The 26,510-nt window shown below is 65.4% G+C and carries 24 protein-coding genes; 19 read left to right on the forward strand and 5 right to left on the reverse strand.

Features of this window, described 5'->3' with window-relative positions; genetic code table 11:
• The first annotated feature begins 23 nt into the window (after positions 1-23).
• The 6 genes from QE410_RS09195 (at position 24) to QE410_RS09215 (ending at position 5,423) form a co-directional block, all read left to right on the forward strand.
• Positions 24-1,031, forward strand: a complete 1,008-nt coding sequence (locus QE410_RS09195) for a glycosyltransferase (RefSeq protein WP_307330828.1) — start codon at positions 24-26, stop codon at positions 1,029-1,031.
• Position 1,032: 1 nt separating this feature from the next.
• Positions 1,033-1,620 carry an acetyltransferase gene (locus QE410_RS09200; protein WP_307330830.1) on the forward strand — a complete coding sequence of 196 codons (588 nt, stop codon included), beginning with the start codon at positions 1,033-1,035 and terminating at the stop codon, positions 1,618-1,620.
• Between the two features lie 239 nt (positions 1,621-1,859).
• Positions 1,860-2,282, forward strand: coding sequence for a DapH/DapD/GlmU-related protein (locus QE410_RS09205; protein ID WP_307330833.1), 423 nt, complete (start codon positions 1,860-1,862; stop codon positions 2,280-2,282).
• 554 nt (positions 2,283-2,836) lie between these two features.
• Positions 2,837-3,349, forward strand: a complete 513-nt coding sequence (locus QE410_RS17115) for a glycosyltransferase (protein WP_373459333.1) — start codon at positions 2,837-2,839, stop codon at positions 3,347-3,349.
• A gap of 2 nt (positions 3,350-3,351) precedes the next feature.
• Positions 3,352-4,143 (forward strand): glycosyltransferase, encoded by a 792-nt coding sequence (locus QE410_RS09210; RefSeq protein ID WP_307330836.1) that lies wholly within the window; start codon positions 3,352-3,354, stop codon positions 4,141-4,143.
• On the forward strand, positions 4,140-5,423 hold the full coding sequence (locus QE410_RS09215; protein ID WP_307330839.1) for an oligosaccharide flippase family protein: 1,284 nt from the start codon (positions 4,140-4,142) through the stop codon (positions 5,421-5,423). Before QE410_RS09210 ends, QE410_RS09215 begins: the two co-directional genes overlap by 4 nt.
• On the opposite strand, the gene QE410_RS09220 is transcribed toward QE410_RS09215, so the two are convergent.
• Together QE410_RS09220 and QE410_RS09225 are read right to left on the reverse strand one after the other, a co-directional pair.
• Positions 5,368-6,717 carry an O-antigen ligase gene (locus QE410_RS09220; protein ID WP_307330843.1) on the reverse strand — a complete coding sequence of 450 codons (1,350 nt, stop codon included), beginning with the start codon at positions 6,715-6,717 and terminating at the stop codon, positions 5,368-5,370. The genes QE410_RS09215 and QE410_RS09220 overlap by 56 nt on opposite strands.
• Before the next feature lie 146 nt (positions 6,718-6,863).
• Entirely contained in the window at positions 6,864-7,304 is a 441-nt protein-coding gene (locus QE410_RS09225; RefSeq protein ID WP_307330846.1) for a CPBP family intramembrane glutamic endopeptidase, read from the reverse strand.
• 693 nt (positions 7,305-7,997) lie between these two features.
• Between QE410_RS09225 and QE410_RS09230 the strand changes: the two genes are divergently transcribed.
• The 6 genes from QE410_RS09230 to QE410_RS09255 all read left to right on the forward strand — a co-directional run bounded on the left by QE410_RS09230 (position 7,998) and on the right by QE410_RS09255 (position 15,384).
• Complete coding sequence (locus tag QE410_RS09230) at positions 7,998-9,509, forward strand: polysaccharide biosynthesis tyrosine autokinase (RefSeq protein ID WP_307330849.1); 1,512 nt, start codon at positions 7,998-8,000, stop codon at positions 9,507-9,509.
• Positions 9,510-9,605: 96 nt separating this feature from the next.
• Positions 9,606-11,330, forward strand: coding sequence for a DUF4012 domain-containing protein (locus tag QE410_RS09235; protein ID WP_307330852.1), 1,725 nt, complete (start codon positions 9,606-9,608; stop codon positions 11,328-11,330).
• Between the two features lie 286 nt (positions 11,331-11,616).
• Positions 11,617-12,180 (forward strand): LPXTG cell wall anchor domain-containing protein, encoded by a 564-nt coding sequence (locus QE410_RS09240; RefSeq protein WP_307330855.1) that lies wholly within the window; start codon positions 11,617-11,619, stop codon positions 12,178-12,180.
• Positions 12,181-12,312: 132 nt separating this feature from the next.
• Positions 12,313-12,801: a hypothetical protein gene (locus QE410_RS09245; protein ID WP_307330858.1), complete on the forward strand. Its 489-nt coding sequence runs from the start codon at positions 12,313-12,315 to the stop codon at positions 12,799-12,801.
• A gap of 49 nt (positions 12,802-12,850) precedes the next feature.
• Complete coding sequence (locus QE410_RS09250; RefSeq protein WP_307330861.1) at positions 12,851-13,771, forward strand: SMP-30/gluconolactonase/LRE family protein; 921 nt, start codon at positions 12,851-12,853, stop codon at positions 13,769-13,771.
• Positions 13,772-14,739: 968 nt separating this feature from the next.
• Positions 14,740-15,384: an SUMF1/EgtB/PvdO family nonheme iron enzyme gene (locus QE410_RS09255; RefSeq protein ID WP_307330864.1), complete on the forward strand. Its 645-nt coding sequence runs from the start codon at positions 14,740-14,742 to the stop codon at positions 15,382-15,384.
• Positions 15,385-15,624: 240 nt separating this feature from the next.
• Here QE410_RS09255 and QE410_RS09260 read toward each other — a convergent pair whose 3' ends face one another.
• Positions 15,625-16,056, reverse strand: a complete 432-nt coding sequence (locus QE410_RS09260; RefSeq protein ID WP_307330867.1) for a MarR family winged helix-turn-helix transcriptional regulator — start codon at positions 16,054-16,056, stop codon at positions 15,625-15,627.
• Positions 16,057-16,167: 111 nt separating this feature from the next.
• Between QE410_RS09260 and idi the strand changes: the two genes are divergently transcribed.
• Genes idi through QE410_RS09295 form a run of 7 tightly spaced genes read left to right on the forward strand, consistent with a single transcriptional unit; the run spans position 16,168 to position 21,908 of the window.
• Positions 16,168-16,719, forward strand: a complete 552-nt coding sequence (gene idi / locus QE410_RS09265) for an isopentenyl-diphosphate Delta-isomerase (RefSeq protein WP_307330870.1) — start codon at positions 16,168-16,170, stop codon at positions 16,717-16,719.
• On the forward strand, positions 16,716-17,786 hold the full coding sequence (locus tag QE410_RS09270; RefSeq protein ID WP_307330873.1) for a polyprenyl synthetase family protein: 1,071 nt from the start codon (positions 16,716-16,718) through the stop codon (positions 17,784-17,786). Before idi ends, QE410_RS09270 begins: the two co-directional genes overlap by 4 nt.
• Entirely contained in the window at positions 17,783-18,652 is an 870-nt protein-coding gene (locus QE410_RS09275) for a squalene/phytoene synthase family protein (protein WP_307330877.1), read from the forward strand. The genes QE410_RS09270 and QE410_RS09275 overlap by 4 nt, the downstream gene beginning before the upstream one ends.
• Positions 18,649-20,205, forward strand: a complete 1,557-nt coding sequence (crtI, locus tag QE410_RS09280) for a phytoene desaturase family protein (RefSeq protein WP_307330879.1) — start codon at positions 18,649-18,651, stop codon at positions 20,203-20,205. Before QE410_RS09275 ends, crtI begins: the two co-directional genes overlap by 4 nt.
• A gap of 1 nt (position 20,206) precedes the next feature.
• Positions 20,207-20,707, forward strand: a complete 501-nt coding sequence (locus QE410_RS09285) for a lycopene cyclase domain-containing protein (RefSeq protein WP_307330882.1) — start codon at positions 20,207-20,209, stop codon at positions 20,705-20,707.
• Positions 20,704-21,018 (forward strand): lycopene cyclase domain-containing protein, encoded by a 315-nt coding sequence (locus QE410_RS09290; protein WP_307330885.1) that lies wholly within the window; start codon positions 20,704-20,706, stop codon positions 21,016-21,018. Before QE410_RS09285 ends, QE410_RS09290 begins: the two co-directional genes overlap by 4 nt.
• Positions 21,015-21,908: a prenyltransferase gene (locus tag QE410_RS09295; RefSeq protein WP_307330888.1), complete on the forward strand. Its 894-nt coding sequence runs from the start codon at positions 21,015-21,017 to the stop codon at positions 21,906-21,908. Before QE410_RS09290 ends, QE410_RS09295 begins: the two co-directional genes overlap by 4 nt.
• A gap of 417 nt (positions 21,909-22,325) precedes the next feature.
• Here QE410_RS09295 and QE410_RS09300 read toward each other — a convergent pair whose 3' ends face one another.
• Both QE410_RS09300 and QE410_RS09305 read right to left on the reverse strand, forming a co-directional pair.
• Positions 22,326-25,271: a UPF0182 family protein gene (locus QE410_RS09300; protein ID WP_307330892.1), complete on the reverse strand. Its 2,946-nt coding sequence runs from the start codon at positions 25,269-25,271 to the stop codon at positions 22,326-22,328.
• A 43-nt stretch (positions 25,272-25,314) separates the two neighbouring features.
• Positions 25,315-26,442, reverse strand: a complete 1,128-nt coding sequence (locus tag QE410_RS09305; protein ID WP_307330895.1) for a PDZ domain-containing protein — start codon at positions 26,440-26,442, stop codon at positions 25,315-25,317.
• Positions 26,443-26,510: the final 68 nt, after the last annotated feature.

Below are 26,510 nucleotides of genomic sequence, written 5' to 3' on the forward strand. Positions count from 1 at the left end.
TACCCGCATACCGCCAGCGCTGCATGAGCATCTTGCTCGATGCAGCGCCTGAAACAGTCTTGATGTGTTCCGCCGCCCATCTTGACAGATCCGTGAGAACGGGTATTGAGAGCCGACAGTACAGGCAAATTCCTATGGTGCGGCTGTTCGGTCGAGCCTTCGTCCAGTACGGCGGCTTAATGACCGCGATGAGTGCGCGAGTACTCGTTGTCGATTTGAATCCTCGCAGCCTGACGGCCTGGATACTGCTTGCTATTCGCCGGGTGCTCAGGCGTCGATCACTCGTCTGGGGCCATCTTTTTCCCCAGGCGGGCAGCGATTCTTCGACACGAATGCTACGGCTGGCTATGCGTCGGTTGTCGAACGGTACGATCAGCTACTCGTATGCAAATAAGCGTCAGGCCGAACTCGAGATGCCGGACCGGCCCGTGTGGGTGGCGCCGAACGCAATCTATACACGAAGCGAATTGAGTCACGCACTTGCTACGGATACCGAAAGAGGGGCACTCGTCTACGTCGGCAGATTTGAACACGCCAAGAAGGTGGAGGTTCTAATCCAGGCGTTCTCGAAGTCGCGGGCCGCCGCGGAAGGGGCAATGCTACACCTCGTTGGTGATGGTTCGCAGCGTGAAGAACTATCTCAGCTCGTGTCAAGCCTTGGCCTGCTCTCATCAGTCACCTTTTACGGATGGATCCAAGACTTCGAAGTTCTAGAGGGCGTCTACAGCACAGCATTCGCCAGCACCTCACCCGGATTCGCAGGGCTTGGCCTCACACAGTCCCTCGGCTTCGGGGTTCCAATGATCGTAAGTAAAGGTGAGCCTCACTCACCCGAGATTGAGCTTTCCGAAACAGGCGGTGTCTTGTGGGCAGACGAAAGCACAGTGGAAGCATGGGTTGAAGCAATTAATCGGGCATGGGCCAGCAGAACAGCGCCACGACCGGAGTTACGGGACTTCGTAGTCGAAAGATACTCGGCCGATGCGATGGCCGAGGGGCTGTTGTTGGCGCTGGCAGACGAGAGTTACTGAGATGGACAAGCTGAACACTATCGGCCGGTCAACCCTATCCGGGTGGCGCCAATCCTTGATGCGCGCGGCGCTTCGAAAGATCTGCGTTCACGAGAACGTGCAGTACGGCGAGCAATTTAGAGTCGGGCGCGGGGCCGTGATTAGCTCACCGCACGGACTGGTCATCGGCAATTCTGTGTCAGTCGGACCGCACTCGATTGTGCAGGTGGACGGCGAGATCGGCGACTATGCACTTATTGGCATGGGAGTACAGATCGTCGGCCGAGATGATCACGCTATACACGAAGTCGGCGTTCCATATGTCCTTTCTACCTGGGTAGCCGACCGTCCCCGGAGAACACGCGACGCTGTTCATATTGGTCGAGATGTTTGGATCGGAGGACGGGCGACCGTACTCGGCGGGGTCTCTATCGGCGAGGGGGCACTGATCGGCTCCGCGGCGGTCGTCACACGCGATGTTCCCGCATACGCAATCGCTGTCGGTAATCCGGCGCGCGTTGTGGGACACCGATTCGATCCTGCCGCGCAGGCGCGTCATTCGGCCTCTCTCGATCGGCTGACCGCCCAGAATGAAGTCCGGTTCGAATGATTCGCATGGCTCGACCTAAGTTGGTTGCTGTCGCGAAAATCGCGAACTCCGCGTGGTGGCGCACCTACCTGAAACTGCGCTTTCCAGGAGCTGATGTGCACATCAAGCATTCTTGGATCAAATCATTGCGGGCTCGCCTGGCTCCAGGAACTTCCTTGACAATAACGAACTGCGTTATAGCGGGTCTGAAGGTAACTCTTAGGGACTCCCACAGCCATGCCTCCGCTGACGGCGTCCGCGTGTCCGAATCGCTGCATCTTTGGATCGACTCCGGCGGTGGAATAGACGTGCATGGCGGAACGTCAGTGGAAAGCGCACATCTAGCTTCAACAGAAGGCTGCATGTTGACGGTCGAAGCCGACTCAATGATCTCCACAGATGTCGAGATTCGAACCGGCGATTCGCACAGTATCGTCATGGATGGCTCACGAATAAATCCAGCTCGGGACGTCACCATCGGAGAGCGTGTTTGGGTTGGCGCGGGAGCGACCATTTTGAAAGGCGTGCGGATCGGCGCGGACAGCGTAGTCGCGACGAAGGCTGTGGTCACGGGTGGGCCTTTCCCCCCTGGTTCACTTATTGCGGGCACGCCCGGTAGAATCGTCCGCAACAATGTCACCTGGGTCCGCGAGAGACTCCTTCCCGAAACAGAACTGAAGTGAAAAGTCGGACAGCAGTCTGGGACCCCAATCCGTTCAATCCGTATGGCTCGGAAGTCGCCCGGTGCCTTACCGGTGGCGGAAACTCGGTAGTGCGGGTTGGGCGACAGGGCTTGTCGTTTGCGTGGCAGGGGGTGGACAGCCGATGGAAACTTCCGGCGCCCGCGCAAGGTGACCGCACATTCCGTGGTCTGCTCACATATGGGTTCGTAGTTACATGGCGGCTCATCCAGCTTCGGACGCTGAGCTGGCGACCCGTGATACTAGTAACGTGGACGAACTCGGCCTGGGAACGACTTCTACTATCCGCACTCAGCTTCACAGGAGTTCGACTCGTTGTAGTTGAACACAACCCCGTCGCCTCCCGCGATAACACGCGCGGATTCTCGCTTGCAAGACTGCTTAGGCTACGCGCAAGACGACTGGTGGTCCATAGCACTAGCTTGAGAGATTCACTGTCCGAAATTGAGCCACGCGTTCAGTCACGTATCCGTGTGGCGCCGCACCCCACTTATCTGGCATGGAAAAGCGCCCACGACACTGTGAAGCCGGTGGGCGTGGCAAACTGTGGTAGCTCCGTATTGTTCGCAGGTTCGATCCGGGCAGATAAAGGTGTGCAGTATCTGCCGGAGGTAGCCACGCGGCTTCAGGGGGTAGCTTGCGTAGAGCTGGCAGTCGGAATAGTCCCAAGCGGACTCCTGGCCCAACTTACCTCGGCGGCGAATCTCCACCTAGTTGGAGACGGTAGATCATACCTCCCTGATCGAGCGTTTTTCGAAGCATTAAGCCGCGCAAGCGTGATGGTCGCACCGTACTCCGACGTCACAACCTCAGGCACGGTCATGATGGCAGCGACAATGGCAGTGCCCGTCGTGGCATTCGAGTCGGAAGGGTTGGCGAGGGTGCCGGGCCGCGTCCACACCGTTCGGACTGGCAATGTCCAGGGCCTTGCAGACGAATGCGCGCAGGTCATAAGAAGACCGAGTCCTCTTGGAGCTGAGACCCTTGCCGCCTACGACGAATCTGCAGGCGCGGCGTGGAAAGAAGTCGCGCGCTTCGACAAGGAATAAAGATGCACGAACTAGAACCAACGCTGTCTATCATTACTATCTGCTTCAACGATATTGATGGGCTTTCGCAAACTCTGCAATCCCTTCCCGAAGAGCGCGCGGTGGACTGGGAACACATCATTATTGATGGTGGGTCTACTGATGGATCAGCTGAGATGGCGTTGCACTATGCATCCACTAGGCCCTGGGTGCGAGTGGTTTCGGAAGCCGATGAAGGCATCTACGACGCCATGAACAAGGGACTCGCCCTGAGTCGAGGTCGCTTCGTGTGGTATCTCAACGCCGGAGATCGCTCGACAGGAAAACGTTCCCTGTCCACCATCCTCGATCATCTGCAATCCACTACCGGAGTGTGGGCGATGGGACACGTCTATCACGAGGAGATTGGGCGTAGATCGACCTCACTACCGTTCGATAACTGGGCGTTCTGGACCGGACGGCAGGGCTACAACCATCAGGGTCTGTTCATGTCTAGCCGCTTTCTCCGCGCCGTGGGAGGACACAACGCAGCGAACGGCTTCGCCGCCGACCTGCATGTGCTGGCGAAAGCTGTTGCAGTCAGCAGGCCCACCGAGATCCCGATGGATGTCGCTTCGTACAAAGGGGGTGGATTCTCGTCAGCCAAGGTCGCTGGGACGCCTTTCGAGTTTCACCGGATTCGAGCCGATTTACTCGGAATTACAGGTTTCACCTCGGCTGCGAGTTTGATTTTTGCCTATCTTCAGGTCGCGCGGCGGCACGGATTTGGTATCGCGCGCCGCGAGTACGCGATACGCAAGAAAACAGCAAGTTGAAACGGTATATCAAGCCATTAGCAACACGACTTGTAGGATCGGTCATATCCTTCATCTGCGGCGTACTTTACGCCCGTATGGTCATATCGAGCTACGGATTTGACACTTACGCGGTCGCCTCACTTCTAGCTGCGATCCCCGCGCTTCTGCCCTTCGCGGACCTGGGACTGGGCGCGTCAGTAGTGAACGCATCGAGCGACTTGACTCGAGATCGAACCAATGCGCGCGCCAAGGATACCGTGGTATTGGCAGTCAGAGCTACAGTTCTGAGTGCAATCGGTTTGGCTTCTGTGGGATGTATCACCGCAGCCATCGACGCGTGGCCATCGCTACTCGGTGTGGGTGCAGCTGCATCCGATGTCAGCCTAGCTGGTGCTATCGCGCTGACCTTCGTCGGAATCGGGGTTGTCCTCGCCATGGCTGGTCGAGCATTGCAAGGTATGGGCAGGGTGAGCCAAGTTTACCTGTTGACCTCTATCGGCCCCATTCTGGGACTGCTGGTCGCACTCGCTGTCGTCTCCAGTCACCCGGCGACTGCGTTGGTGGGACTAGCGCCATTTGCGGGAGCCATCATTGCGAGCTGTCTATGCGTATTTCCTGCGCGTAGGGCGTATCCAGGCCCGATATTGAGAGACCTTTTGTCGCGGAAAATTCATTCGGGCTTGACGCGCGAGATAGTCTCGACATCTTCTTCGTCACTCATCGTAACTTTAGGAACGGTCCTCGCGTTCCAAGCAGATCGGGTCATCCTCGGCCATTTCTCCTCCGTTGACCAAGTTGGGCAATATTCTCTCGTAGCTCCCATGTACATTGCGGGATATGCCTTGCTCAACGCAGTCGGACAGAATCTCTGGCCTCATTATCGAGATCTGAAGGCACGCAGCATGATGAGCACCTCCGTGCTAAACCTGGACGTTCTGCGATCGGGGTTGTTGGCAGCCCTCGGCGGCCTCGCAATTGTGTTGGCCGGCCCGTCTATTACTTCGCTCATGACCGGCGACACCGATGTTGATGTGAACAGCGCCCTATTCTTTGCTTTCGCAGGACTAGCCATAATTCAAGGCATTCACTTGCCTAGTGCCATGCTATTGACAGATTCCGGCGGATGGCGTTTCCAGCGCAATGTGGTCATCGTCATGGCGGTCGCGAAACTCATTCTGTCTGTTCTGTTCGCACCTTCAATGGGTTCCGTTGGGGTTGTCGCCGCCACTCTCGCGTCAGTGACTATTTTGCAGGTTCCATTGACATACCTGAAGGCGAGACGCGCCGCTGCTGCTTGAAGGTACTGGAAGCCGTCGCGTCAATCTGCTTACCATTTTCTGTATTTGCGTCGTCCACTTTGATAACGAGAAGCAAAAGAATTGACCATGACAACCAATCGGCTATTCCGAGTGTCCAGGGCCGTTCGGTCGAGCCGATCACGAGCGCGGGGGCCAGAATGGACAACAGCGGTACGAGCGCTTCACGCATACGGACGATCAGACCAGTAATGAGTACGATGTAAAGGCAAAGGCCAACAATCCCCGACACATACAGAATTTCGATTAACTGATTATGCGTTGAGTACGCACTCACATAGGAGATGGCTCCGTCATCGACTTGCGCCGCCCAAGAATCCGGTCCTAAGCCAAACAGCCAAGACCCTCGCATCTGACTGAGTGCCAAATCCCACAATCCGACTCGTCCCGTAAACTCGCCTGGGTCGAGCTTCATGAACGGCAGCATCACGATAAACAAGGCACTTGCTCCGCAGACTGCCGAAGGAAGGAAAAGCCGCAGGGCATGGTTCTGCCGGCCGAGCAGGCGGTTCAAGTAGAGTAAGACGACAACGATGGCGCTCGCCAGTTGTGCTGTGCGAGAGCCAGTTGCGAAGACTGCGATAAGAGCGAAGCCGGTGAAGTATTCGCGAAATTTGTCTAGCCCGAAATACATTACGGGGATCGCCAAGGCCATCAGAAGGCCGAATCCGTTGAAGTTAAAGGCAACGCCGTTAAAGAGTGAACCAAATACGCCGCACTTGCGTGCGTCACACACGGCGCTGGCTTGGTCAGGAGACACTAGCGCCAGCACGCCACTCAAACATAGAAGAGTAGCAAGCGCGACCGCAGCCCCTTTAATAGCGCCGGCGCTCGGACGACCGAGGAGTAAGGCCACGACGGGGAGTAGAAGCGTCAACCGCGCAGTCGTTATGAAGTTCCCACCACCCAGCACTGAGCCCATACTGCTGAATACGAGAAGCATTAGATACGTTGCTGCAAGTCCATTGATCGCTACGCCGCGGCGATATTGAGCGACTACGTAGCCGAGGACTACAACGAACATCACCGGGAGGGTGAACTTGCTGAACTGTTCGGCAGCTGGAGAGAGCACCGCTACGTAACTGTCTACGCCTGAAAGAACGAGAGTACGCCCCCCGCTGAATTGGGATACGACCGCGGTGCCATTGGCAAGCATCACCGCTGTGCCGATGAGGATGTAGTTCGAGTCGAGCTCGCGCGCGCGGACGTGAGCGACGACGCGGAGGGCTACGAATAGGAGCCCTGTGACGCCCAGCGCGAAGAAGAGGATAGACACTGCTGGTGACACTAGGACTCCCCGAGAATCGACAGACGGTTCAGACCCAGGCGCATCGGCAACCGCTGTCTCGAGCGTAGCGGCAGATTGTGTTTTCGTCGGTGTCTAGTCGGCCAACGGTCCTCGAGCCGCTTGGGTCGCTGCGGCTACGCCAGCAACGTCCCAATCGAAGCGAGAACGATGTAGCCCCCGTTGTACGTGACGTGCGCGATGAGCGCGGGCCATATACGCCCCGTCAAGATGACAATCACGGAGAACGCACTTCCGAGAACGACCATCTGCAGGACGTCGGCCGGAGCAAGCGACGCGTACGAAACGTGCAGCAGGGCGAAAGCAATCGTAGAAACAATGATAGAAGCGACGGAGGAGAGTCGCAACGAAATGGTCTCGCGGAGGACGCCGTAGACCGCGACCAAAAGGGTCGCTCGAAAGAACAGTTCCTCCGCGGCTGGCCCGAAGAGAAGGGACGGAAGCACTTGAACCGCCATCCACCGCTCGGATGGGTGGTCAGCGAGAGATGCCTGCGGGAATGGGCGGCCGTCTACCTGACTGGCGTATCCCTGGCCAACTCTCAGGATGATGCCCACCGCGATTCCCCAGAGGACGTCGAGCGGATGGAACGTGCAGATGCCCCGTGGACCGTTTCGCAGAAGGTAGAGCAAGGAAGCTACGGCAAGACCGGACCAGAGTGCTATGACGGACACTGCTTGCGATGCCGCGCCGAGAGACGCACTCAGCAGCTTGGAGGCCAGTACGCCGACCCCCGCGACAAGAAGGGCGATTGCAAGTTCTCTGCTGGGCCTACGCTGACGCTTGAACTGACATCGCCGCCAATCGCCTGCGCTTGCACAAACGCGCGTATGCGTCTGCCGTGTGGCATTCGATTGTGGCGCGATCGTCTGCATAGTTCTCGATTCGACCGGGGAGGCGGTTCGTTCCCTTACAATCTAACGCTCGTCGGTTCGTCTTCGGCGTTTCAGGTGATGGATCGTTACGGGGGGGGGGGGGAGCTATGAAGGGCCTGAGACGGTTCATCTGCCGTGGACCTCTTGTTGCCGACTGCTTCGAGACACGAGCTCGTCGGCAATCAGAGAACGCCTGACCGAACGCCTCTTTTCCAGACCGCGTCAGCCCGTCCGAACCTCGATAATTGGTCGCCTTGAACGCGCCCGCACGCGCGACTCGCCCGTCCATAGGCTGCCATCGAGCGAGAAACGTCTGTTGTGGCAGACTTGAATCGCTTCCCCTGTCCGGGTTGGCACGGCTTGTCGAAGGGCACCATGGAGCTCCGTGATTTCATCCGCCTTTTTCGAAAGAACTGGCTTACGCTGGTCGCACTCACCGCGATGGGTCTGAGTGGGGCTGTTCTTTACACGGCCACTCGGACGCCTGAGTATGAGTCGGCCAGTACAATCTTTGTCTCGACACAGGCGGGCAGTAGCGCCGCTGAACTGCAGCAGGGCTCAAGCTTCACGCAAGCGCGCATCAACACATACGTCGGACTGGTGACTACGCCCGTTGTGCTCGAGCCGGTCATTGAACAGCTAGGTCTTGAGACAACACCCCAAGCGCTGGCTAGTCGGGTCCGTTCGTCCGCGGCGCTCAACTCGAGCCTGATCACGATCTCCGTTTCGGATACCGACCCGCAGAACGCAGCGAGCATCGCGAACGCCGTAGCAGCCAGTCTCTCCCGGGCCGTTCCGCAACTAGAGACCGAAGCAAGCGATGGTTCTAGCCCAGTCCGTCTATCGAGGGTCAGTGAGGCACAGCCTGCGCTCAAGCCTTCCACCCCGATTGCACCGCTCAATCTGGGCCTGGGGACTCTCCTCGGTCTGACGTTGGGAGTCGGAATTGCCTTACTGCGGGGCAGCCTCGACAACCGCGTTCGTACGCCACGTGATGCAGAGGAGGTAACAAACGCCCCTGGCATCGGCGCGATCGCTTTCGATGCGAAGGCCAAGGAACGCCCTCTGATCGTTCACGTGGACCCGCTGAGCCCGCGAGCAGAGTCTTTCCGCGCCCTCCGCACGAACCTCCAGTTCCTCGACATGGGTGGACGATCGAGCTTCGTCATCACCAGCTCCATTCCCAGCGAGGGTAAGTCGACGACGACCATCAACCTCGCCATCGCCCTGGCCGATGCGGGCAAGCGTGTCGCGCTCATCGACACGGACCTCCGTAAGCCCAAGGTTGCGGAGTACCTCGGCATCGAAGGTGGCGCGGGGCTGACGGACGTGCTGATCGGCCGCGCACAGGTCAACGACGTGATGCTGCCGTGGGGTGGCCGGAGCCTCTATGTACTGCCCGCCGGAAAGATTCCGCCGAACCCGAGCGAGCTTCTCGGCTCTGCGCGGATGGGCACGCTCATCTCAACGCTCGAGGAAGATTTCGACGTCGTTCTCTGCGACGCTCCACCGCTGCTCCCTGTCACTGACGCGGCAATCCTCGCGCGGGTAACCAGCGGGGCACTGATGGTCATCTCGGCCGGTAAAGCCACCCGTCATCAACTCACGCTGGCGACCGAGGCCCTGGGAACGGTCGGAGCGAAGCTCGCTGGTTTCGTGATGTCGATGGTGCCCACGCGCGGTCCGGATTCCTACTACTCCGCCTATGGGTACGGCTACGGCTACACCTACAGCGAACCGGCCGATGCGAGCGGCAAGGCCGCCCGGCGACGCGCGAAGCAACGAGACGCTGGCAAAAGGCGTGCCGCAGAAGCCGCTCCCCCGACCGCTGGAGAGGCCGGATTCTCGCCGCGCCGCACATCTCGCGAGGCGAACCGAGGAGACTGACCCGTGGCGGGCTCTCACTTCTTGCCGCCCCGGATGCTTCGCCTCGGACGCGTGTTCGCGTGGGTCCTTGCGTCATGGCTTCTCCTCGGTGCCGCCATGGCCGTTTGGGTGGGAGTCACGGGCGCCCTGGCGTACCAGCACCTGGCCCGCGTGCAATCGGGTGCGGCGGATACGGTCGAGGCCGTCACAACGGACCCCGCCTCCGCGGTGACTCGGCTTGAAGCGCTGGCCGACGAGACATCCGCTGCACGCGCTCTGACCTCCGGACCCATCTGGGGCCTCGCATCGCTGACGCCATGGGTGGGACCACAACTCTCCGCCTTCCAGACCGTCACAGCGTCGGCCGACGAACTCGTGACCCGAAGCTTCATCCCCCTGGCCATGGCCGCCGAAGGGGTCTCCATCGAGAGCCTCCGGCCGGCCGCAGGGCGTTTCGACCCGGGCGCACTGAGCCGACTGGCGGAGCCCGCTCATATGGCTACCGGCCCGGCGAGAGACGCCGCAGAGGCCGTTCGCGACATCGACCGCACGCCACTCGTCGGCGTTCTGGGGCGAGCGGTCGACCAGGCGGACGACGTGTTCACGCAATCCGCCACCTTCATCGACGCCCTCTCACGCACCTCGCGCCTCCTGCCCGACATGCTCGGGCAGGACGGTGAGCGTCACTACCTCGTCCTCGTGCAGAACAACGCCGAGTGGCGCTCGCTCGGTGGCATCTCGGGCAGCGCCATTCTGCTCACCACCAACAACGGAGCCGTGTCGCTCGACACGACCGAATCCGCCACGGGCCTTTCTCGGAACACGACACAACCCATCGTCGACCTGCCCGAAGACATCACGAAGATTTACGGCACAAGGCCGGCACGTTATTTCCACAATCTGACGGAGATTCCCGACTTCTCGATCGACGGTCCTCTGGCACAGGCGTTCTTCGCGCAAAAGACGGGCGTCTCCGTCGATGGCGTGATCACCATCGACCCCGTCGTGCTCTCGTACATCCTTCTCGCCACCGGACCGATCACCCTGCCCGACGGCGAAACACTGTCGTCCGATAATGCGGCATCCCTTCTCATGAACGAGGTCTACGAGCGCTACCCCGACCCCGCTCAGCAAGACACGTTCTTCGCGGCCTCGACCGGCGCCGTCTTCCACGCGCTTCTCGAAGGACGCGGCTCGGCGTCGGCCTTCATCTCGGCGCTCAACCGCGCGGGGAACGAGCATCGCCTCCTCATGTGGAGCGCCGACGCAGACGAGCAGGCGGTGCTCGCCGGAACCACGATCGCAGGCCCCCTCCCCTCCACCGACGAGCACACCGCCCGCTTCGGGCTCTACCTCAACGACGGAACGGGATCGAAGATGAGCTACTACCTCACTCCGACGACATCGCTCGCGTGGGACTCCTGTCCGTCATCCGATTCGCGCACGCAGCGCCAGCTCAGCCTGCACCTCGACCTCGCCAACGGGGCCCCCGCCGACGCAGCCACGTCGCTGCCCCTCTACATCACGGGCAACGGCGCGTACGGGACCGCCCCGGGACACGCGAAAGTGGTCGGCAACGTCTACCTCCCCGAAGGGTTCGAACTGGTCTCGGCGCAGACGACGACCGGCGCAGATTTCACGCAGGCAACCCTCGAGGGGCGAACGGTGCTGACGTTCGGTGTCGACGTGGCACCCCAGCAGACCATCGGTGTCGACGTCGTCGTCCGCGGAACGTCGACGGCATCTCACGCCGAGGCTCACGTCACCCCCACGGCCGACGCCTCCCTCGACCCGATCGTCCGAGCATCCTGCGAGAACCGCGCGGTCGCCATCCTGGAATGAGCCCGCACAGACGCGCGGGCGGTCTTTTTCCCCTGCATTCCTGTGGCATTCCCTGCCCGAACACGAGCACGAGCGGAGCGTATCCTCGCCGCGCCCTCGCTGACCTGGTTGCGAAATGTTTACGCGTCGGAAACCGACTCGGTTTGCAACGCAGACGACACTTAGGCAATACTCAGGAAAGCTCTCAACACACGAATCCACTCCCTTTTCGGTCTTGCCCGTGCATCACCGTCAAGATCAAGCGGACCGTCACTCCCCGGCATCCCAAAATCGAAAGCAGGCAGTCATGAAGCACCTCGCCAAGGCAGCGACCGCGGCCACGATTGCGGGCGGACTGCTCCTCGCAGTCCCCGCCGTCGCCCAGGCCTACGTGTCGGTCGGCCCCGACACCCAGACGTTCACGATCACCTCCAACGGCCCCGTGCCGGTCTCGGGCTTCACGCCCGGCGCTGAAACCACCTTCACCCTCGTCGGTGTCGGCGTCACCGGAGCCAACATCGCGACGGCGAACCTGCCCGTCAGCTCCGCATCGGTCACCAAGGTCGCCGACGCCAACGGCGTCGCCACGGCCACGGTCACCCTGCCCGCCAACCCCGTCGGCACCTACACCCTCGCGGTGACCGGTGCCCGCGCCGCGAACAACGGCGGTGGCACGGGTGCAGGCACCGACGCCGGCGCGGCCGGCGGTGGCAGCAACAACGCCAGTGGCAGCACCGCCCTTCCCGCCACGGGCATGGACACCGAATCGCTCCTCGGCATCTGGGTCGGTGGCGGCGCGCTCGTGCTCGCCGGCGGCGCGATCGCCGTGGGTGCCAAAGTGCGCCGGGCCCGCCAGGAGAACCACTCCTGAGGCACACGCCTTTCACGAAGGGGCCGTCTCGACTCACGTCGGGGCGGCCCCTTCGGCATTCACTCCGAGCCGACCGCCGACGCGGCGTCAAGCCACCGCCGACCAGAACCGCGGCCCGATTTACTCGACGCCATGCACACCACGACGACCGCCCCGCTCGACAACGACGGCCGCGACGACACCACTCCCCCGGCATTGCCTTTCGTGCACATGTGGAGCGACATCGACGGCACGAGCCGGCTCGACGAATCGACGCTCCGAGGTTTCGGCCTGCAGAGCGTCGGCGGCGGCGCCGACCCGCAATGGATACGACCGTTTCCCGGGGAGGTCACGGCCGTCCTCTTCGCGGCGCTCCCGGTCGGGTGGGTCGGGCAGTGGCATCCGTCCCCTCACCCGCAATGGGTCATTCCCCTTCGCGGACGCTGGTTTCTTGAAACGCAAGACGGCTCGCGCGTCGAGATGGGGCCCGGGGACATCCACTTCGGTCAAGACACAGAGTCGGCCGAGATCGACGGCACGCGGGGACACCTCTCCGGAACGATCGGCGACGAGCCGTGCCTGCAGGTGCTGCTCCAGTTCGCGACATCGCCCGCCGCACCGACACCCCACCCCTTCGGCTGAGTCCGTCAACCCGCGGGACCCCGCCGCGTCGACGCGCTTGACTGGACGCATGCCCCAGATCCCCATCGACGGCCGTGTCCTCCAGTCGCCGCGTGAACCCCACGCGGTCGACGTCGCTCCCCCGCGCGTATGGGACGAACGCCTGACGGCCGTCCTGCCGGCATCCTCTCGCCTGCTGTCGCTCTACGACGACGCCACCTGGGCCGAGGGGCCGGTGTGGTGGCCCGCCGAGCACGCGCTGATCTTCAGCGACGTCATCGGCCGCCGCACCCTGGCGCGATACGACGACGGTCGCATCGTCACGGTGCGCGACCGCAGCGACTTCGCCAACGGCAACGCGATGGACGCCGACGGCCGACTCGTGCAGGCCGAGCACGGCCGCCGCGGCATCAGCCGAACGGACGCCAACGGCACCGAGCTCCTGGTCGACGCATACGAGGGCGCCCCGCTGAACTCGCCGAACGACCTCGTCGTGGCATCCGATGGCGCCATCTGGTTCACCGACCCCACCTACGGCATCTCGGATCCGCGCGAGGGTTACCCCGCCGAACCCGCCCTGTCGCACCAGAGCGTGTACCGCTGGCGCGACGACGAGGGTCTGCGGCGCATGATCGACCTCGATCAGCCCAACGGCCTCGCCTTCAGCCGCGACGAGAAGACCCTGTACGTCGCGGAATCCCGCGCCGACGGCCTGCCCCGCGTCGTCGCCTGCAGCTGGGACGGCGAGACGCTCGGCGCCCCGCGCACCTTCGCGACGGTGGATGCCGGCATCCCCGATGGATTCGTCGTCGACAGCCGCGATTGGCTCTGGATCTCGAGCGAAGCGGGTGTCGTGATCGTCGACGAACGAGGTCAGCGACTCGGCGTCATCCCCACCCCGCACGTCGTCAGCAACTGCGCCTTCGACGCCGACGAGAAGCGTCTCTTCATCACGGGTGACAGCGATCTGTGGATGATCCGGCTCGCGTGACGCGCGGAGCAGGCCCCGCTGGGCATCACCGATCCCCCTGAGACTCCTCTCAACCACAAGAGCCGCCGGGAGAACGTCAAGACGCTTGTCCCCCAACTGGGGGACACGTATGGTGTGTTCTCAGTTCGCTCGACCCGGGGAGGTCAACCGGCGGGCTGGAGACCCCAGGGGACCAGATGAATACTTTGTTGCGGCGCGTGAGAGACGGCGTGAACGCCATCGTCTACGGCCGTTCGACGGTCACCTGCGAGACCTGCGGAACCGGTCTGCGCCCGAGCCGAGCCGTGTGGAGGGGTGCGCGGCCGTACTGCTCGGCGCAGCACGAGCACGATGACTTCGACCTCTAGGTCCATCCTGGATGCCGCGCCGTTGCGCCGGCGCCGACCCGGACACCGACGATCGCAGCCCGGCTCCTGTGTGCAGGATTTGCCCGCGACCCTCGGTCGATTCCCAACGTCTCGACAATGCAATCAAAAGACCACGCCCGAGTCGCAAGGTCTCGCAAGAAATACCCCAAGTACGTCGTCCCCCACCCGGGGCACAAATATTCTCGTGAATAGAGCCCGCACCAACCGAATTCCGGGGGCTACATGAGGAATCAGGGGATCCCGATGAAGACCACGCGCATGCGCCTTCGAGGCAGCGTCAGCACCTACCTCTACGGGAGTCAGTACGTGCGATGCCAGACGTGCGGAGCATCGGTCAGGCCCGGTCGGGCCGTATGGCGCGGCGCGCGACCCTATTGCTCAGCACGCCACGAGCACGACGACTTCGACATCTGAATGCCGCCGCCCGTCGGCGTCGCGCGGCGATCCCACCCTGCGACCGATGACGGCGCAGCCAGGGCACGAAACGCCGAGGCTGTCACCCCGGGCCTGCTCACCGCGAATGTACGCCACTGTGGATCATCGAGACCGTGTGGCCGTCCGCTCCGGTCGACGCCCCTGACAGATGAATGGTGAGCAACGTTGAGTGACGTCGAGATGGCATCCATCCCCGCCGGCCGCGTGCTGCGGGGTGACCTGCGCGGAGCGGAGCGGCGCGAGATCGTCGTCGACGCGTTCGAGATCGGCGTCTACCCCATCACCGAGGAACAGCTCGCCGAACTGCTCGGCATCCCGTCTCGTCATCCCCGTCGGCCGGCGACGCAGATCAGCTGGCTGCGCGCCATCCGCCTGTGCAACGCGCTCAGCGAATGGGAGGGACTCGACCCGGTGTACTCCTTCGACGGAGAGGTCGTCGAAGGGGATGCCGAGGCCGACGGCTTCCGTCTCCCCACCGAAGACGAGTGGGAGTACGCGTGCCGCGCGGGCTCGGTCTCGTCGGCGTACGGGCCGGTGCGCGAGGTCGCGTGGACGGCCGCCGACGGCGTCGGTCACCCGTCGGACGTCGGCGCGCGCCTGCCCAACCTGCACGGGATGTTCGACACCCTCGGCAACGTGTGGGAGTGGTGCATGGACCCCTTCGACGCCGACGGCGACAGCGACGCGCGCGTCTTCCGCGGCGGCGGCTGGTCGGACGCACCTGCGCTGGTGCGGGCGACGGCACGGCGCGGCGGGCGACCGCGAGACGCGTTCGACGACGTCGGTGTGCGGGTCGCGCGGACGCGGTGACGGCGGGGGGTGCTGGAGGCTGGTGGTCGGCGCCGGGGCCTTCGACAGGCTCAGGGGCCTCGGTCGGCACGGGCGCGAGTGGTCACCGGGCCCTTCGACGGGCTCAGGGTCCTCCGCCGGCACGGGCGCGAGTGGTCACCGGACCCTTCGACGGGCTCAGGGGCCTCGGTCGGCACGGGCGCGAGTGGGTCACCGGACCCTTCGACGGGCTCAGGGTCCTCCGCCGGGGAGGCGGCGCGGTCAGTCGTCGGTGGTTATGGCCTCGGTGAGTTCGTCCATGAAGCGGGTCACCGTCTCGAGCTCGGCGTCGTCGAAGCGGTCAGCGATCTCGCGCATCGCGCCCAGGTGCACGCCGAAGTGCTGGAAGAACTCGCGCCGCGACTTGTCGGTGAGCACCACCACGCGGGCGCGGCCGTCGGAGGGGTGCGGACGACGCTCGAGGTGCCCCGAGGCGACGAGGCGGTCGATGAGCTTCGTCGTCGACGCCGTCGAGATGCGCAGGTGCGTGGCGACGTCGTGCGGGCTCACCATCTGGCCGCGGTGTTCGCGGATCGTCAGCATGCGCAGGGTGGCGAGGTCGCTGGCGTTCATGTCCATGTCGCCCTTCATGCCGCTGTGCATGCGATCGAGGGCGTCGCTGAGCGTCTGGATGGCGCGCAGCGACTGGGTCACGGCGGCACGCCTACCAAACGTCGACACGGGGTCTGCCACGGTGGACACCCTCTTTCCGCCTGGGTATAGTCAGGCTCACATCGCTAGCTAAACTAGCAAACAGGAGGCACGATGAGCGAGACCGAGTATGTCGTCCTCCTGGACGACTTCGGAAACGAGATCGGCACCGCGCCCAAGGCGAGCGTGCACGGCACCGAGACCCACCTGCACCTCGCTTTCTCGTGTCACGTGGTCAACAGCGTCGGCCAGGTGCTCGTCACGCGCCGCGCGCTGCACAAGAAGACCTGGCCCGGCGTCTGGACCAACTCGTTCTGCGGACACCCCGCCCCCGCCGAGCCCGTGCTGGCCGCCGTGCACCGCCGCGCCGAGTTCGAGGTCGGCCTGCGCGTGCGCGACCTCGAGCTCGCCCTCCCCCTCTTCCGCTACCGGGCCGTGGATGCCAGCGGCATCGTCGAGCACGAGATCTGCCCCGTCTACGTCGCCCGCACCGACGACGAACCGCAGCCCAACCCCGACGAGGTCGCCGAGTACCGCTGGGTCGACCCGCTCGAGCTCGCCGCCTCGCTCGACGCCACGCCGTGGGCATTCAGCCCGTGGCTCGTGCTGCAGGCGCAGCAGCTCCACCTGTTCCAGACCCCACCCGCCGTGAGGAGAGCATCGTGATCGTCGCCGTCCCGTCCGCGCCCACCGCCCGGCAAGAGATCGAAGACGCGATCGAGACGGCCCTCGAACGCCTGGAGTACCGCGTCGTGCCGCTGGGTGAGGGCGCCCGCGCCCTGGCATCCGCCATCCGCCGTGCGACCACCGGGGGCAAGCGCTTCCGCCCGCTGCTCGTCGCCGCGGCCTACGACACCCTCGACGGCGACGCCGTGGCCCTGTCGGCGCTGTGGCAGGTGGCTGCGGCCTTCGAGCTGCTGCACACCGCGTTCGTCGTGCACGACGACGTCATCGACCACGACCTCGAGCGCCGTGGCATCCCGAACATCGGCGGCGAGTTCCGCCAACGCGGTCTCGACAAGGGTGCCGACGAAGACGGTGCCGCCCTGCTCGGAAACGCCGCGGGCATCCTCGCCGGCGACATGCTGCTGCACGAGGCCGCCCGCCTCGTGGCCCTGGCCGACGTGCCCGCCGAGATGCGCGCCGACCTCATGCACCTCATCGAGGATGCCGTGATCGTCTCGGCCGCGGGCGAGCTGGCCGACGTCGAGAACGCCGTCTCGGCCGGCGACGTCGACGTGATGACCGTGCTCAAGGCGACGCGCGACAAGACCGCCGTCTACTCGTTCTCGGCGCCGCTCCAAGCCGGCGCCGTCATGGCCGGCGCGAGCGACGCCGCGCTGCACGCGCTGGAACGCTTCGGCGAACGGCTCGGCCTCGCCTACCAACTCATCGACGACCTCATCGGCGCGTTCGCCACGACCGCCGTGTCGGGCAAAGACGAGGGCTGCGACCTGCGCGAAGCGAAGAAGACGCACCTCATCTCGCTCGCCCGCGAAACCGCCGACTGGCCCGAGGTGAGCGTCGCCCTCGCGCAGGCGCACACCGGTCCCGTCGCCATCCGTGCCGCCCAGGCCGCGCTCTCGGCATCCGGTGCCCGAAAGGCCCTCGAACGCATGGTCTACGAGACGCTCGAAGAGGCCACCATGATCGTCGAAGGCGCCACCCTGCCGTCGGCCTGCAAGGCCATGCTGCTCGATCTCGTCGACACCGTGGCGGAGCGCGTTCCGTGACCACCGCCCACACGGGACTCGCACTCTATTCGCAGACAGCCGACGACGCCGCCGCAGCGGTGATCAACCGCTACTCCACCTCGTTCGGCGTCGCCACGCGGCTCCTCGGCGTGCGGCCGCGCCCGCACGTGCGCAATATCTACGCCCTCGTGCGCGTGGCCGACGAGATCGTCGACGGCCCCGCCCACGACGCGGGGCTCACCCCCGAGAAGGAACGTGCGGTCCTCGACGCCCTCGAGACCGAGGTGATGGATGCCATCGCCACCGGCTTCAGCGCCAACCTCGTCGTGCACGCCTTCGCGCGGACCGCCCGCGAATGCGGCATCGGCGCCGACCTCATCGCCCCGTTCTTCGCCTCGATGCGCACCGACATCGACACCGCCAATCACGACGACCTGTCGCACGACGCGTACGTCTACGGTTCGGCCGAGGTCGTCGGACTGATGTGCCTGCAGGTGTTCCTCAACGCAGGGCTCTCGGCCCCGGCCCAGCCCGCCGCCGACCTGGTCGACGGTGCCCGGCGCCTCGGAGCCGCCTTCCAAGACGTCAACTTCCTCCGCGACCTCGCCGACGACGCCGACCGTCTCGGCCGCGACTATCTCGACGGCGCGGCCGACGACGACCGCCGCATCGAGGTGCTCGACCGCATCGACGCCGACCTCGCCGCCGCGGCATCCGTCATCCCGCACCTGCCGCCAGACTGCCGCGCCGCGGTCACCACGGCGCACGACCTTTTCGCGGAGCTGTCACGACGGCTGCGCTCCTCCCCCGCCGGCGCGCCCCGCGTCCGCGTCCCCGACGGTGTCAAAGCCACCCTCGCCGCCCGCGCCCTCCTGGGGCGTCCACCGAAAGGTCCCCGCTCATGAGCGCCCAGCGCATCGTCGTCGTCGGAGGCGGAATCGCCGGTCTCGGAACCGCGGCCCTGCTCGCCAATCGCGGACACGACGTCCACCTCTTCGAAGCCCGCGACGCGCTCGGCGGGCGGGCAGGCTCGTGGGAGAGCGACGGGTTCCGCTTCGACACCGGCCCCAGCTGGTACCTCATGCCCGAGGTGTTCGACCACTTCTTCCGGCTGCTGGGCACCAGCGCCGACGAACAGCTCGACCTCGTGCGCCTCGACCCGGCGTACCGCGTCTACGGCCCTCCCGGAAAGGGAGAGCCCATCGACATCGTCTCGGGCCGCGAAGCCGTTCGCGCCCTGTTCGAAGAGCACGAGCCCGGCTCGGGCGACAACATCGACGCCTACCTCGACTCGGCGAAAGACGCCTACGAGCTGTCGACGTCGAAGTTCTTGTACGACCCGTACTCGTCGACAAAGGGCCTGCGCGACCCCGCCCTCGTCAAGCGTCTGCCCACCCTCATCCCGCTGCTCACCCGCACGCTGTGGAACCGCGTCACCACCGACTTCCAGAACACCCGGCTGCAGCAGATCCTCGCGTACCCCGCGGTCTTCCTCGGCGGCTCGCCCTTCGAGGTGCCGAGCCTGTACCACCTCATGAGCCACCTCGACCTCGGAGACGGCGTGCTGTACCCCAAGGGCGGCATGACCGAGATCATCACGGCCATCGAGAAGCTCGCGCGCGAGCGCGGCGTGCAGATCGAGACCTCGTCGCCCGTGGACGCCATCATCACCGAGGCGGGTGTCGCGCGCGGCGTGCGTCTCGCCGACGGACGGGTGATCTCCGCGGATGCCGTGGTCTCGGGCGCCGACCTGCACCACACCGAGAACGACCTGCTCGAGGCGAAGGACCGTCAGTACCCCGAGAAGTGGTGGAAAGACAAGGTGCCGAGCCCCGGCGCCCTGCTGCTGCTGCTCGGCGTGAAGGGCGAACTGCCGCAGCTGACCCACCACACGCTGCTGTTCACCGACGACTGGCACACCAACTTCGACGCGATCTTCGGCGAGAACAAGAAGATCCCCGACCCCGCGTCGATCTATATCTGCCGCCCCAGCGCATCCGACGACTCCGTCGCCCCCGCCGGACACGAGAACCTCTTCGTGCTCGTCCCCGTGCCCGCCGACCCCGACAGCGGTCGCGGCGGCGTCTCAGGCGCCGGCGACGAACGCATCGAGAAGGCGGCCGACCGGGTGATCGCGCAGATCGCCGAGTGGACCGGCATCCCGGATCTCGCCGAACGCATCGTCGTGCGCAAGACGATCGCCCCCGAGGACTTCAAGGAAGACCTGCACGCGTGGCACGGCAATTCGCTGGGCCTCGCGCACACGCTCACGCAGAGCGCGATCTTCCGCCCCAAGAACCGGTCCCGCAAGGTCAAGAACCTCTACTACGCGGGCACGTCGGTGCTGCCGGGCATCGGTCTGCCGATGTGCCTCATCTCGGCGGAGCTCGTGGTCAAGCGCCTGACGGGCGACACCACGGCCGGTCCCCTGGCGGAACCCGCACGCGCGGCGGTCTGACATGCCCGGGCTTTACCTGGGCGCGATCCTGTTCTCGATGGTCGGCATGATGCTGATCGACTGGAAGTACTCGCTCGCGCTGCGGGTCGCTCCCTGGCGGACGGTGCTGACCGTCGTCGCGGGAACGGTGTTCTTCCTCGCGTGGGATCTCGTCGGGATCGTCACGGGCGTGTTCGTGAAGGGCGAGAGCCCGCTGTTCGTGGGGATCGTGCTCGCGCCGCACCTGCCGCTGGAGGAAGTGTTCTTCCTGCTGTTCCTGAGCTACCTGACGGTGGTGATGTTCGCCGTGTTCGAGCGGCGTTCGCGCGCACGCGCCCGGAACGCGGATGCCACGGGCTCGGGCGCCGCGGGGCGCTCGGGGTCCGACGCCGGGGGACGCTCGGGTTCTGACGCTGCAGGGCGCTCGGGTTCCGACGCTGCGGGGCGCTCGGGTGCTGAGGCCGCGGGACGCCCGGGCACCGACGCAGCAGGGCGCCCGGGTGCTGAGGGGCGGCGCGCGTGACGTATCCGCTCATCGTGCTGCCGTTCGTCGCGGTGACCGTCGTCGTCACCCTCGCGACGCTCCCGCGCCCGCGGTTCCGCGAGCGCATGGCATCCTCGGGTCTGACGGCCCTCGTGCTGGTGGGCCTCACCCTCGTGTTCGACAACCTCATGATCGCCGTCGATCTGTTCTCGTATCCTCAGGAACACCTGAGCGGGCTCGCCCTCGGACTCGCGCCGATCGAGGACTTCGCCTATCCCCTGTGCGCCGCGTTCCTGCTGCCCGCGCTGTACACACTCTTCGCTCCCCCGCCCCCGAAGGACACCGCATGACCGCCCCCGCCGCCCTCACCCCCGGCCGCGTGCTGCGGGAGCTGTTCGTGTCGTCGCGGCCGGTCAGCTGGATCAACACCGCGTTCCCGTTCGCCGCCGCCTACCTGCTGACCACCCGGCAGATCGATGCGACGCTGATCGTCGGCATCCTGTTCTTCCTCGTGCCGTACAACCTCGCGATGTACGGCGTGAACGACGTCTTCGACTACGAAAGCGACCTGCGCAACCCGCGCAAGGGCGGCACACACGGCGCCGTGCTCGACAAGCGCATGCATCCGATCACGCTGTGGGCCTCGGCGCTGACGTGCCTGCCGTTCGTGGTGTACCTCGTGCTCGTCGGCTCGCCGCTGTCGTGGCTCGTGCTGGCGCTGAGCCTCTTCTTCGTCGTGTTCTACTCCGCTCCCCCGCTGCGGCTGAAGGAGCGGCCGTTCGCCGACTCGATGACGAGCAGCATCCACTTCTTCTCGCCCGCCGTGTACGGTCTCGTGCTCGCCGGTGCCACGTGGACGCCGCAGCTCGTGTTCGTCTTCGTCGCGTTCGCGCTGTGGGGCATCGCCTCGCACGCCTTCGGCGCCGTGCAAGACGTCGAGGCCGATCGCGCCGCCGACATCTCCTCGATCGCGACCGCCCGTGGGGCGCGGTGGACCGTGCGCTTCGCACTCGTCGCCTACGCCCTCGCGGGGGTGGCGATGCTGTTCACCGCGTGGCCCGGGCCGCTGGCCGCCGTGCTGGTGGTGCCGTACCTCGTCGTCTGCTGGCCGTACCGCAATGTGACGGATGCCGACTCCGACCGCGCCACGGCGGGCTGGAACCGTTTCTTGTGGCTGAACCAGATCGCCGGCTTCGGCACGACGATGCTGCTGATCTGGTGGTGGTTCCTCAGCGCGTAGCGCGGGGCGCGTAGCGCGGGGCGCGTAGCGCGGGGCGCGTAGCGCGGGGCGCGTAGCGCGGGGCGCGTAGCGCGTAGCGCGGGGCGCGTAGCGCGGGGCGCGTAGCGCGGGGCGCGGGGCGCGGGTTGCACACCTGCACCGGCCCCGGTGGCTTCGACGGCTCAGCCACCTCCACCGCGGCTCGAACCGAGGTCCCTGAGCCTGTCGAAGGGGCCGGCACCCGCTGCGTGCTGGCACCACGCCGCCCGGTGACGTCGACGGCTCAGCCACCTGCACCGCGGCCCGAACCCAGGTCCCTGATCCACCGCGGCTCGAACCGAGGTCCCTGAGCCTGTCGAAGGGACCGGCACCCGCAGCGCGCAACAATGACGACGCCGGCGCCCCGCGGATGCGGAGCGCCGGCGTCGGTGAAGGGTGTCAGCCCGCGGGCGTGGCCTCGGGCGTCGGGGCCGGGGTCGCCGACCCGCCGCCCTGGCCTTCGGCCTCGAGGGCCAGCAGGCGCTGGACGGCCGCGGTGAGGCGCGCGTCCTGGGTGGCGAACGCGGCCAGGTCGCCGCTGGTCAGCGCGGCCTGTCGAGCGGTCAGCGCGTCGCCGGCTTCCTGCAGGGCCGCGGCGTAGTCACCGGTGGGGGCCGCCGTGCCGCCGCCTCCGGTGCTCCCGCCCTCGCCCTGGTCGCTCGGGGTGACGGTCTCGTCACCCGTGTTGGCGCCGGAATCACCGCCGAACAAGGTGTCGAGCGCTTCGCTGAGGGTGTTCTCGAACGCGATCTCGTTGCCGAAGGCGACCAGCACGCGCCGCAGCTGCGGCAGCTGGGTGTCACCCGACGACTGCACGAACACCGGCTGTACGTAGAGCAGACCGCCGCCCACCGGGAGCGTGAGGAGGTTGCCGTTGAGCACCTCCGACTGTCCCTGCTGCAGGATGTTGATCTGCGAAGAGACCGCCGTATCGGAGTCGAAGGTGTTCTGCACCTGACCGGGCCCCGGCACCGTCGTCGCCGCGTCGATGACGAGCATGCGCAAGCGGCCGTAGTCCTCGCGTTTCGTGCCCTGCGCATTGCCGGCGTTGGAGTCGACGGCGAGGTAGCCGGTGAGCACGTTGCGGGCCTGTCCGCCCTGGGATGCCGGGATGAAGCTCGTGAACATCGAGTACGACGGCTGTTCCTGGCTCGGCATCTTCATCGTCAGGTAGTACGGCGGCTGGAACGTCGCCGGGTCCTGCGGGTCGTTGGGCGTGGTCCAGCGGTTGTCCTGTCGGTAGAACGAGACCGCGTCGTCGACGTGGTAGACGCCGAGCATGGAGCGCTGCACCTTCATCAGGTCGGTCGGGTAACGCACGTGGCTCATCAGATCGGACGACATCGCGCTCCACGGCTGCAGGGACGACGGGTACACCTTCTGCCACGCCTGCAGCAGCGGGTCTTCGTCATCCCACGCGTAGAGGTCGACCGAGCCGTCGTAGGCGTCGACCGTGGCCTTGACCGAGTTGCGGATGTAGTTGATGTCATCCAGCGCGTAGGTGGGGGCCGGGTTGTTCGAATCGGCGATCGCGCGCGAGAGCGAGACGCCCGTGGAGTACGGGTAATTCGCGCTCGTGGTGTAACCGTCGATGACCCACTTGATGCGGCCGTCGACCACCGTGGGGTACGGGTCGCTGTCGAGGGTCAGGTAAGGAGCGACCTTCTGCACGCGCTCCTTGGGGTCGCGGTCGTACAGGATCTGCGAGTCGTTGTTCACGCTGTCCGAGAAGAGGATCTGCTCCGACTGAAACTTCAGCGCGTAGATGAGGCGGTTGAAGACGTTGCCGACGCTCGGTCCGCCCTCGCCCGAGAACGTCGTGCGGGTCTCGGTGCCGCCGTCGGCGCCCAACGGGTAGTCGAGCTCGATCGGGTCGGTGCCCTCGGGCGCCCCGACGATCGAGTACGTCGGCGACGACTCGCCGAAGTACACACGCGGCTCGTACTGGAGGTCGGTGAGGAAGCCGGTGCCGGGGATCGCCTGCTCGAGGAACACCGGGTCGCCGTCGGCGGTGCGCTCGTTGCCGGCGGCCGCGACCATGCCGTAGCCGTGGGTGTAGACGAGCGTGGTGTTCTGCCACGAGGCGGCGTCACCGAGCTGGCCGATGTTGAGCTCGCGCAGCGACACCACGGTGTCCTGGGTCTGTCCGCCGATCGTGTAGCGGTCGACGTCGAGAGGGTTCGTGAACTGGTAGTACGCGCGGTACTGCTCGAGCTGCCGCACGGTGGGCCCGATGATCGCAGGGTCCATGATGCGCAGCTGGGCGGTGGACTCGGCATCGTTGCGCAGCTGACCGGCCTCGGCCTCGGTGGTGGCCTGGAAGTTCTCCTTCTCGACCTTGTCGATGCCGTACGCGGCCTTCGTGCCGTCGAGGTTGCGCTGGTAGTACTGGCTCTCGAGGGTGAGTTCGTTCGGACGCACCTGGAAGGTCGTGACCGCCCACGGAATGGCCGCGCCCACCACGATGGCCGAGACCACGAGCAGAGCGGTTCCGATGAGGGGGTAGCGCCAGCGGCCGAGGAAGGCGGTGACGAAGAAGGCCAGGGCCACGATGACCGCGGCGATGGCGAGGATCGTCTGACCGGGGATGACGGCGTTCGCCGCCACGTAGCCGGGTCCGGTGATGCGCTCCGACGGCTCCACGAGGGTGCGGAAGCGATCGAGCCACAGGCTCGCACCCTGCAGCAGCAGGTAGAGGCCGGCGAGGATCGCGAGCTGGATGCGGGCCGCCTTCGAGATGCGCAGCTCCCGCTGGCCGACGCGGACGGAGCCGTAGAGGTACGACACGACGCCGGTCAGCAGCAGGCACACGAGCACCACGGCGGAGGCGAAACCGAGAGCCGCCGAGTAGAACGGCATCCCGAACAGGTAGAAACCGGTGTCGAGGCCGAACTGCGGGTCGGTGACCGAGGTGGCGACGCCGTTGACCCACAGCCACGTGGTCTCCCACTGCGCGGACGCGGCGAAGCCGGCGAAGAAGCCGAAGAAGATCGGGATGCCCCACATCGCCAGGCGCCGCAGGGGCTCGACGACCTCTTGATAGCGGTCGAGCTGCGAGCTGAGACGCGCGTACACCGGGCGCAGGCGGTAGGCGAGCTGGATGACGCCCCACACCGGCACCGCCATCGCCAAGAAGCCGACGACGAACATCACGCTGCGGCCGATCCACTGGGTGGTCAGCACGCCGGTGAAGCCCAGCTGCGCGAACCACAGCCAGTCGGAGTACAGGTTGGCGAAGACGAAGAACGCCACGACGAGCGCGGCGATCACCGCCAGCGTGATGGAGACGATCCGTCGGGAGCGGTTGGGGGGCGTGGCCTGGTTCGGCGCTGAGGTCGTGGTCACCTCTTCATCCTAGGCGCGCCGTTCTCGGGGTTCGCCGTGAATGCTACGATCCCGAGCCACACGTGGGCAGCGCGTCGAGATCGCCCCCGTCGCGCACCGTTTCGAGCACCGTCAGCGACTGCTCGAGCGTCGATGTCGAGAAGACCCGGATGCCGTCGGGCACATGGCCCACGACCTCGTTGCAGTTCGCCTCGGGAGCCAGGAAGTAGGTCGCACCGGCATCCCGTGCGCCGTACAGCTTCTGACGGATGCCGCCGATCGGACCCACGTTGCCGTCGGCGTCGATCGTGCCCGTGCCCGCGAAGTGATCGCCGCCGGTGAGGTCGCCCGTGGACAATTTGTCGATGATGCCGAGCGCGAACATCATGCCGGCGCTCGGGCCGCCCACGTCGTTCAATTGGATGGTCACATCGACGGGTAGGTCGAACGAGATGCCCAGACCGACGCCCAGCAGGTACTGCGTCTGACCGTCGGAGACGGTCTCGCGCGGGGTGACCTGCACGGAATTCGGGATGCCGCTGCGCTCGAAGCCGACCGTGACCGGGGCCCCCGCGGCATCCTGGACCTTCGAACGGATGGATTCGACGCTCGTGACGTCCGCGCCGTCGACCGACGTGATGATGTCGCCCTGCTGAAGCAGACCGGCCGAGGCGCCGGCGTCGTCGATCGTCATCACCGAGATCTGCTGCGGCACGTCGTACCCGAGCTCCCGCAGGGCGGCGGCGCTGGCCTCGTTCTGCGAATCGGTCATGAGGGCGGCGTTCTCGGTGTTGCGCTGCTCGGTGCTCTGCCCGGCCGGGAAGATGCGGTCGATCGGCACCACGGCGCGCGAACGGTCGAACCAGGCCAGCGCGAGCTCGAGCCAGGTGGGCGTCCTCTCGCGATTGCCGCTGACCTGCACCGTCAGCAGGTCGAGCTGGCCGGTGGAGGGGGAATCCTTCTCGTCGGGGACGGAGATCAGGGGCACCTCTTCGCCGTCGGCGTTCTTGGAGGTGCCGAGGGTGTCGAACACCGGCCCCGGCTGCTGGATGACGTATGCCGACGGCAGGAACGTCAGGGCGAAGAGGATGAGCGCGGCGAGGGCGATCGACCACACGCCGACGACCGTGCTGCGGCGCCACGGCTGGCGGGGAGCGGGCTCGACAGAGACGTTCTCATCGAACAGGGTCACGGTGGGGAGTCCTTTGCCGGGTCGTTCGCGCGCGGCGTAAGCGGCACGGGGCCGGGCCGGCAGATGCG

Origin of the sequence: Microbacterium sp. SORGH_AS_1204 (genome assembly GCF_030818935.1) — a bacterium.
Taxonomy (GTDB): Bacteria; Actinomycetota; Actinomycetes; order Actinomycetales; family Microbacteriaceae; genus Microbacterium.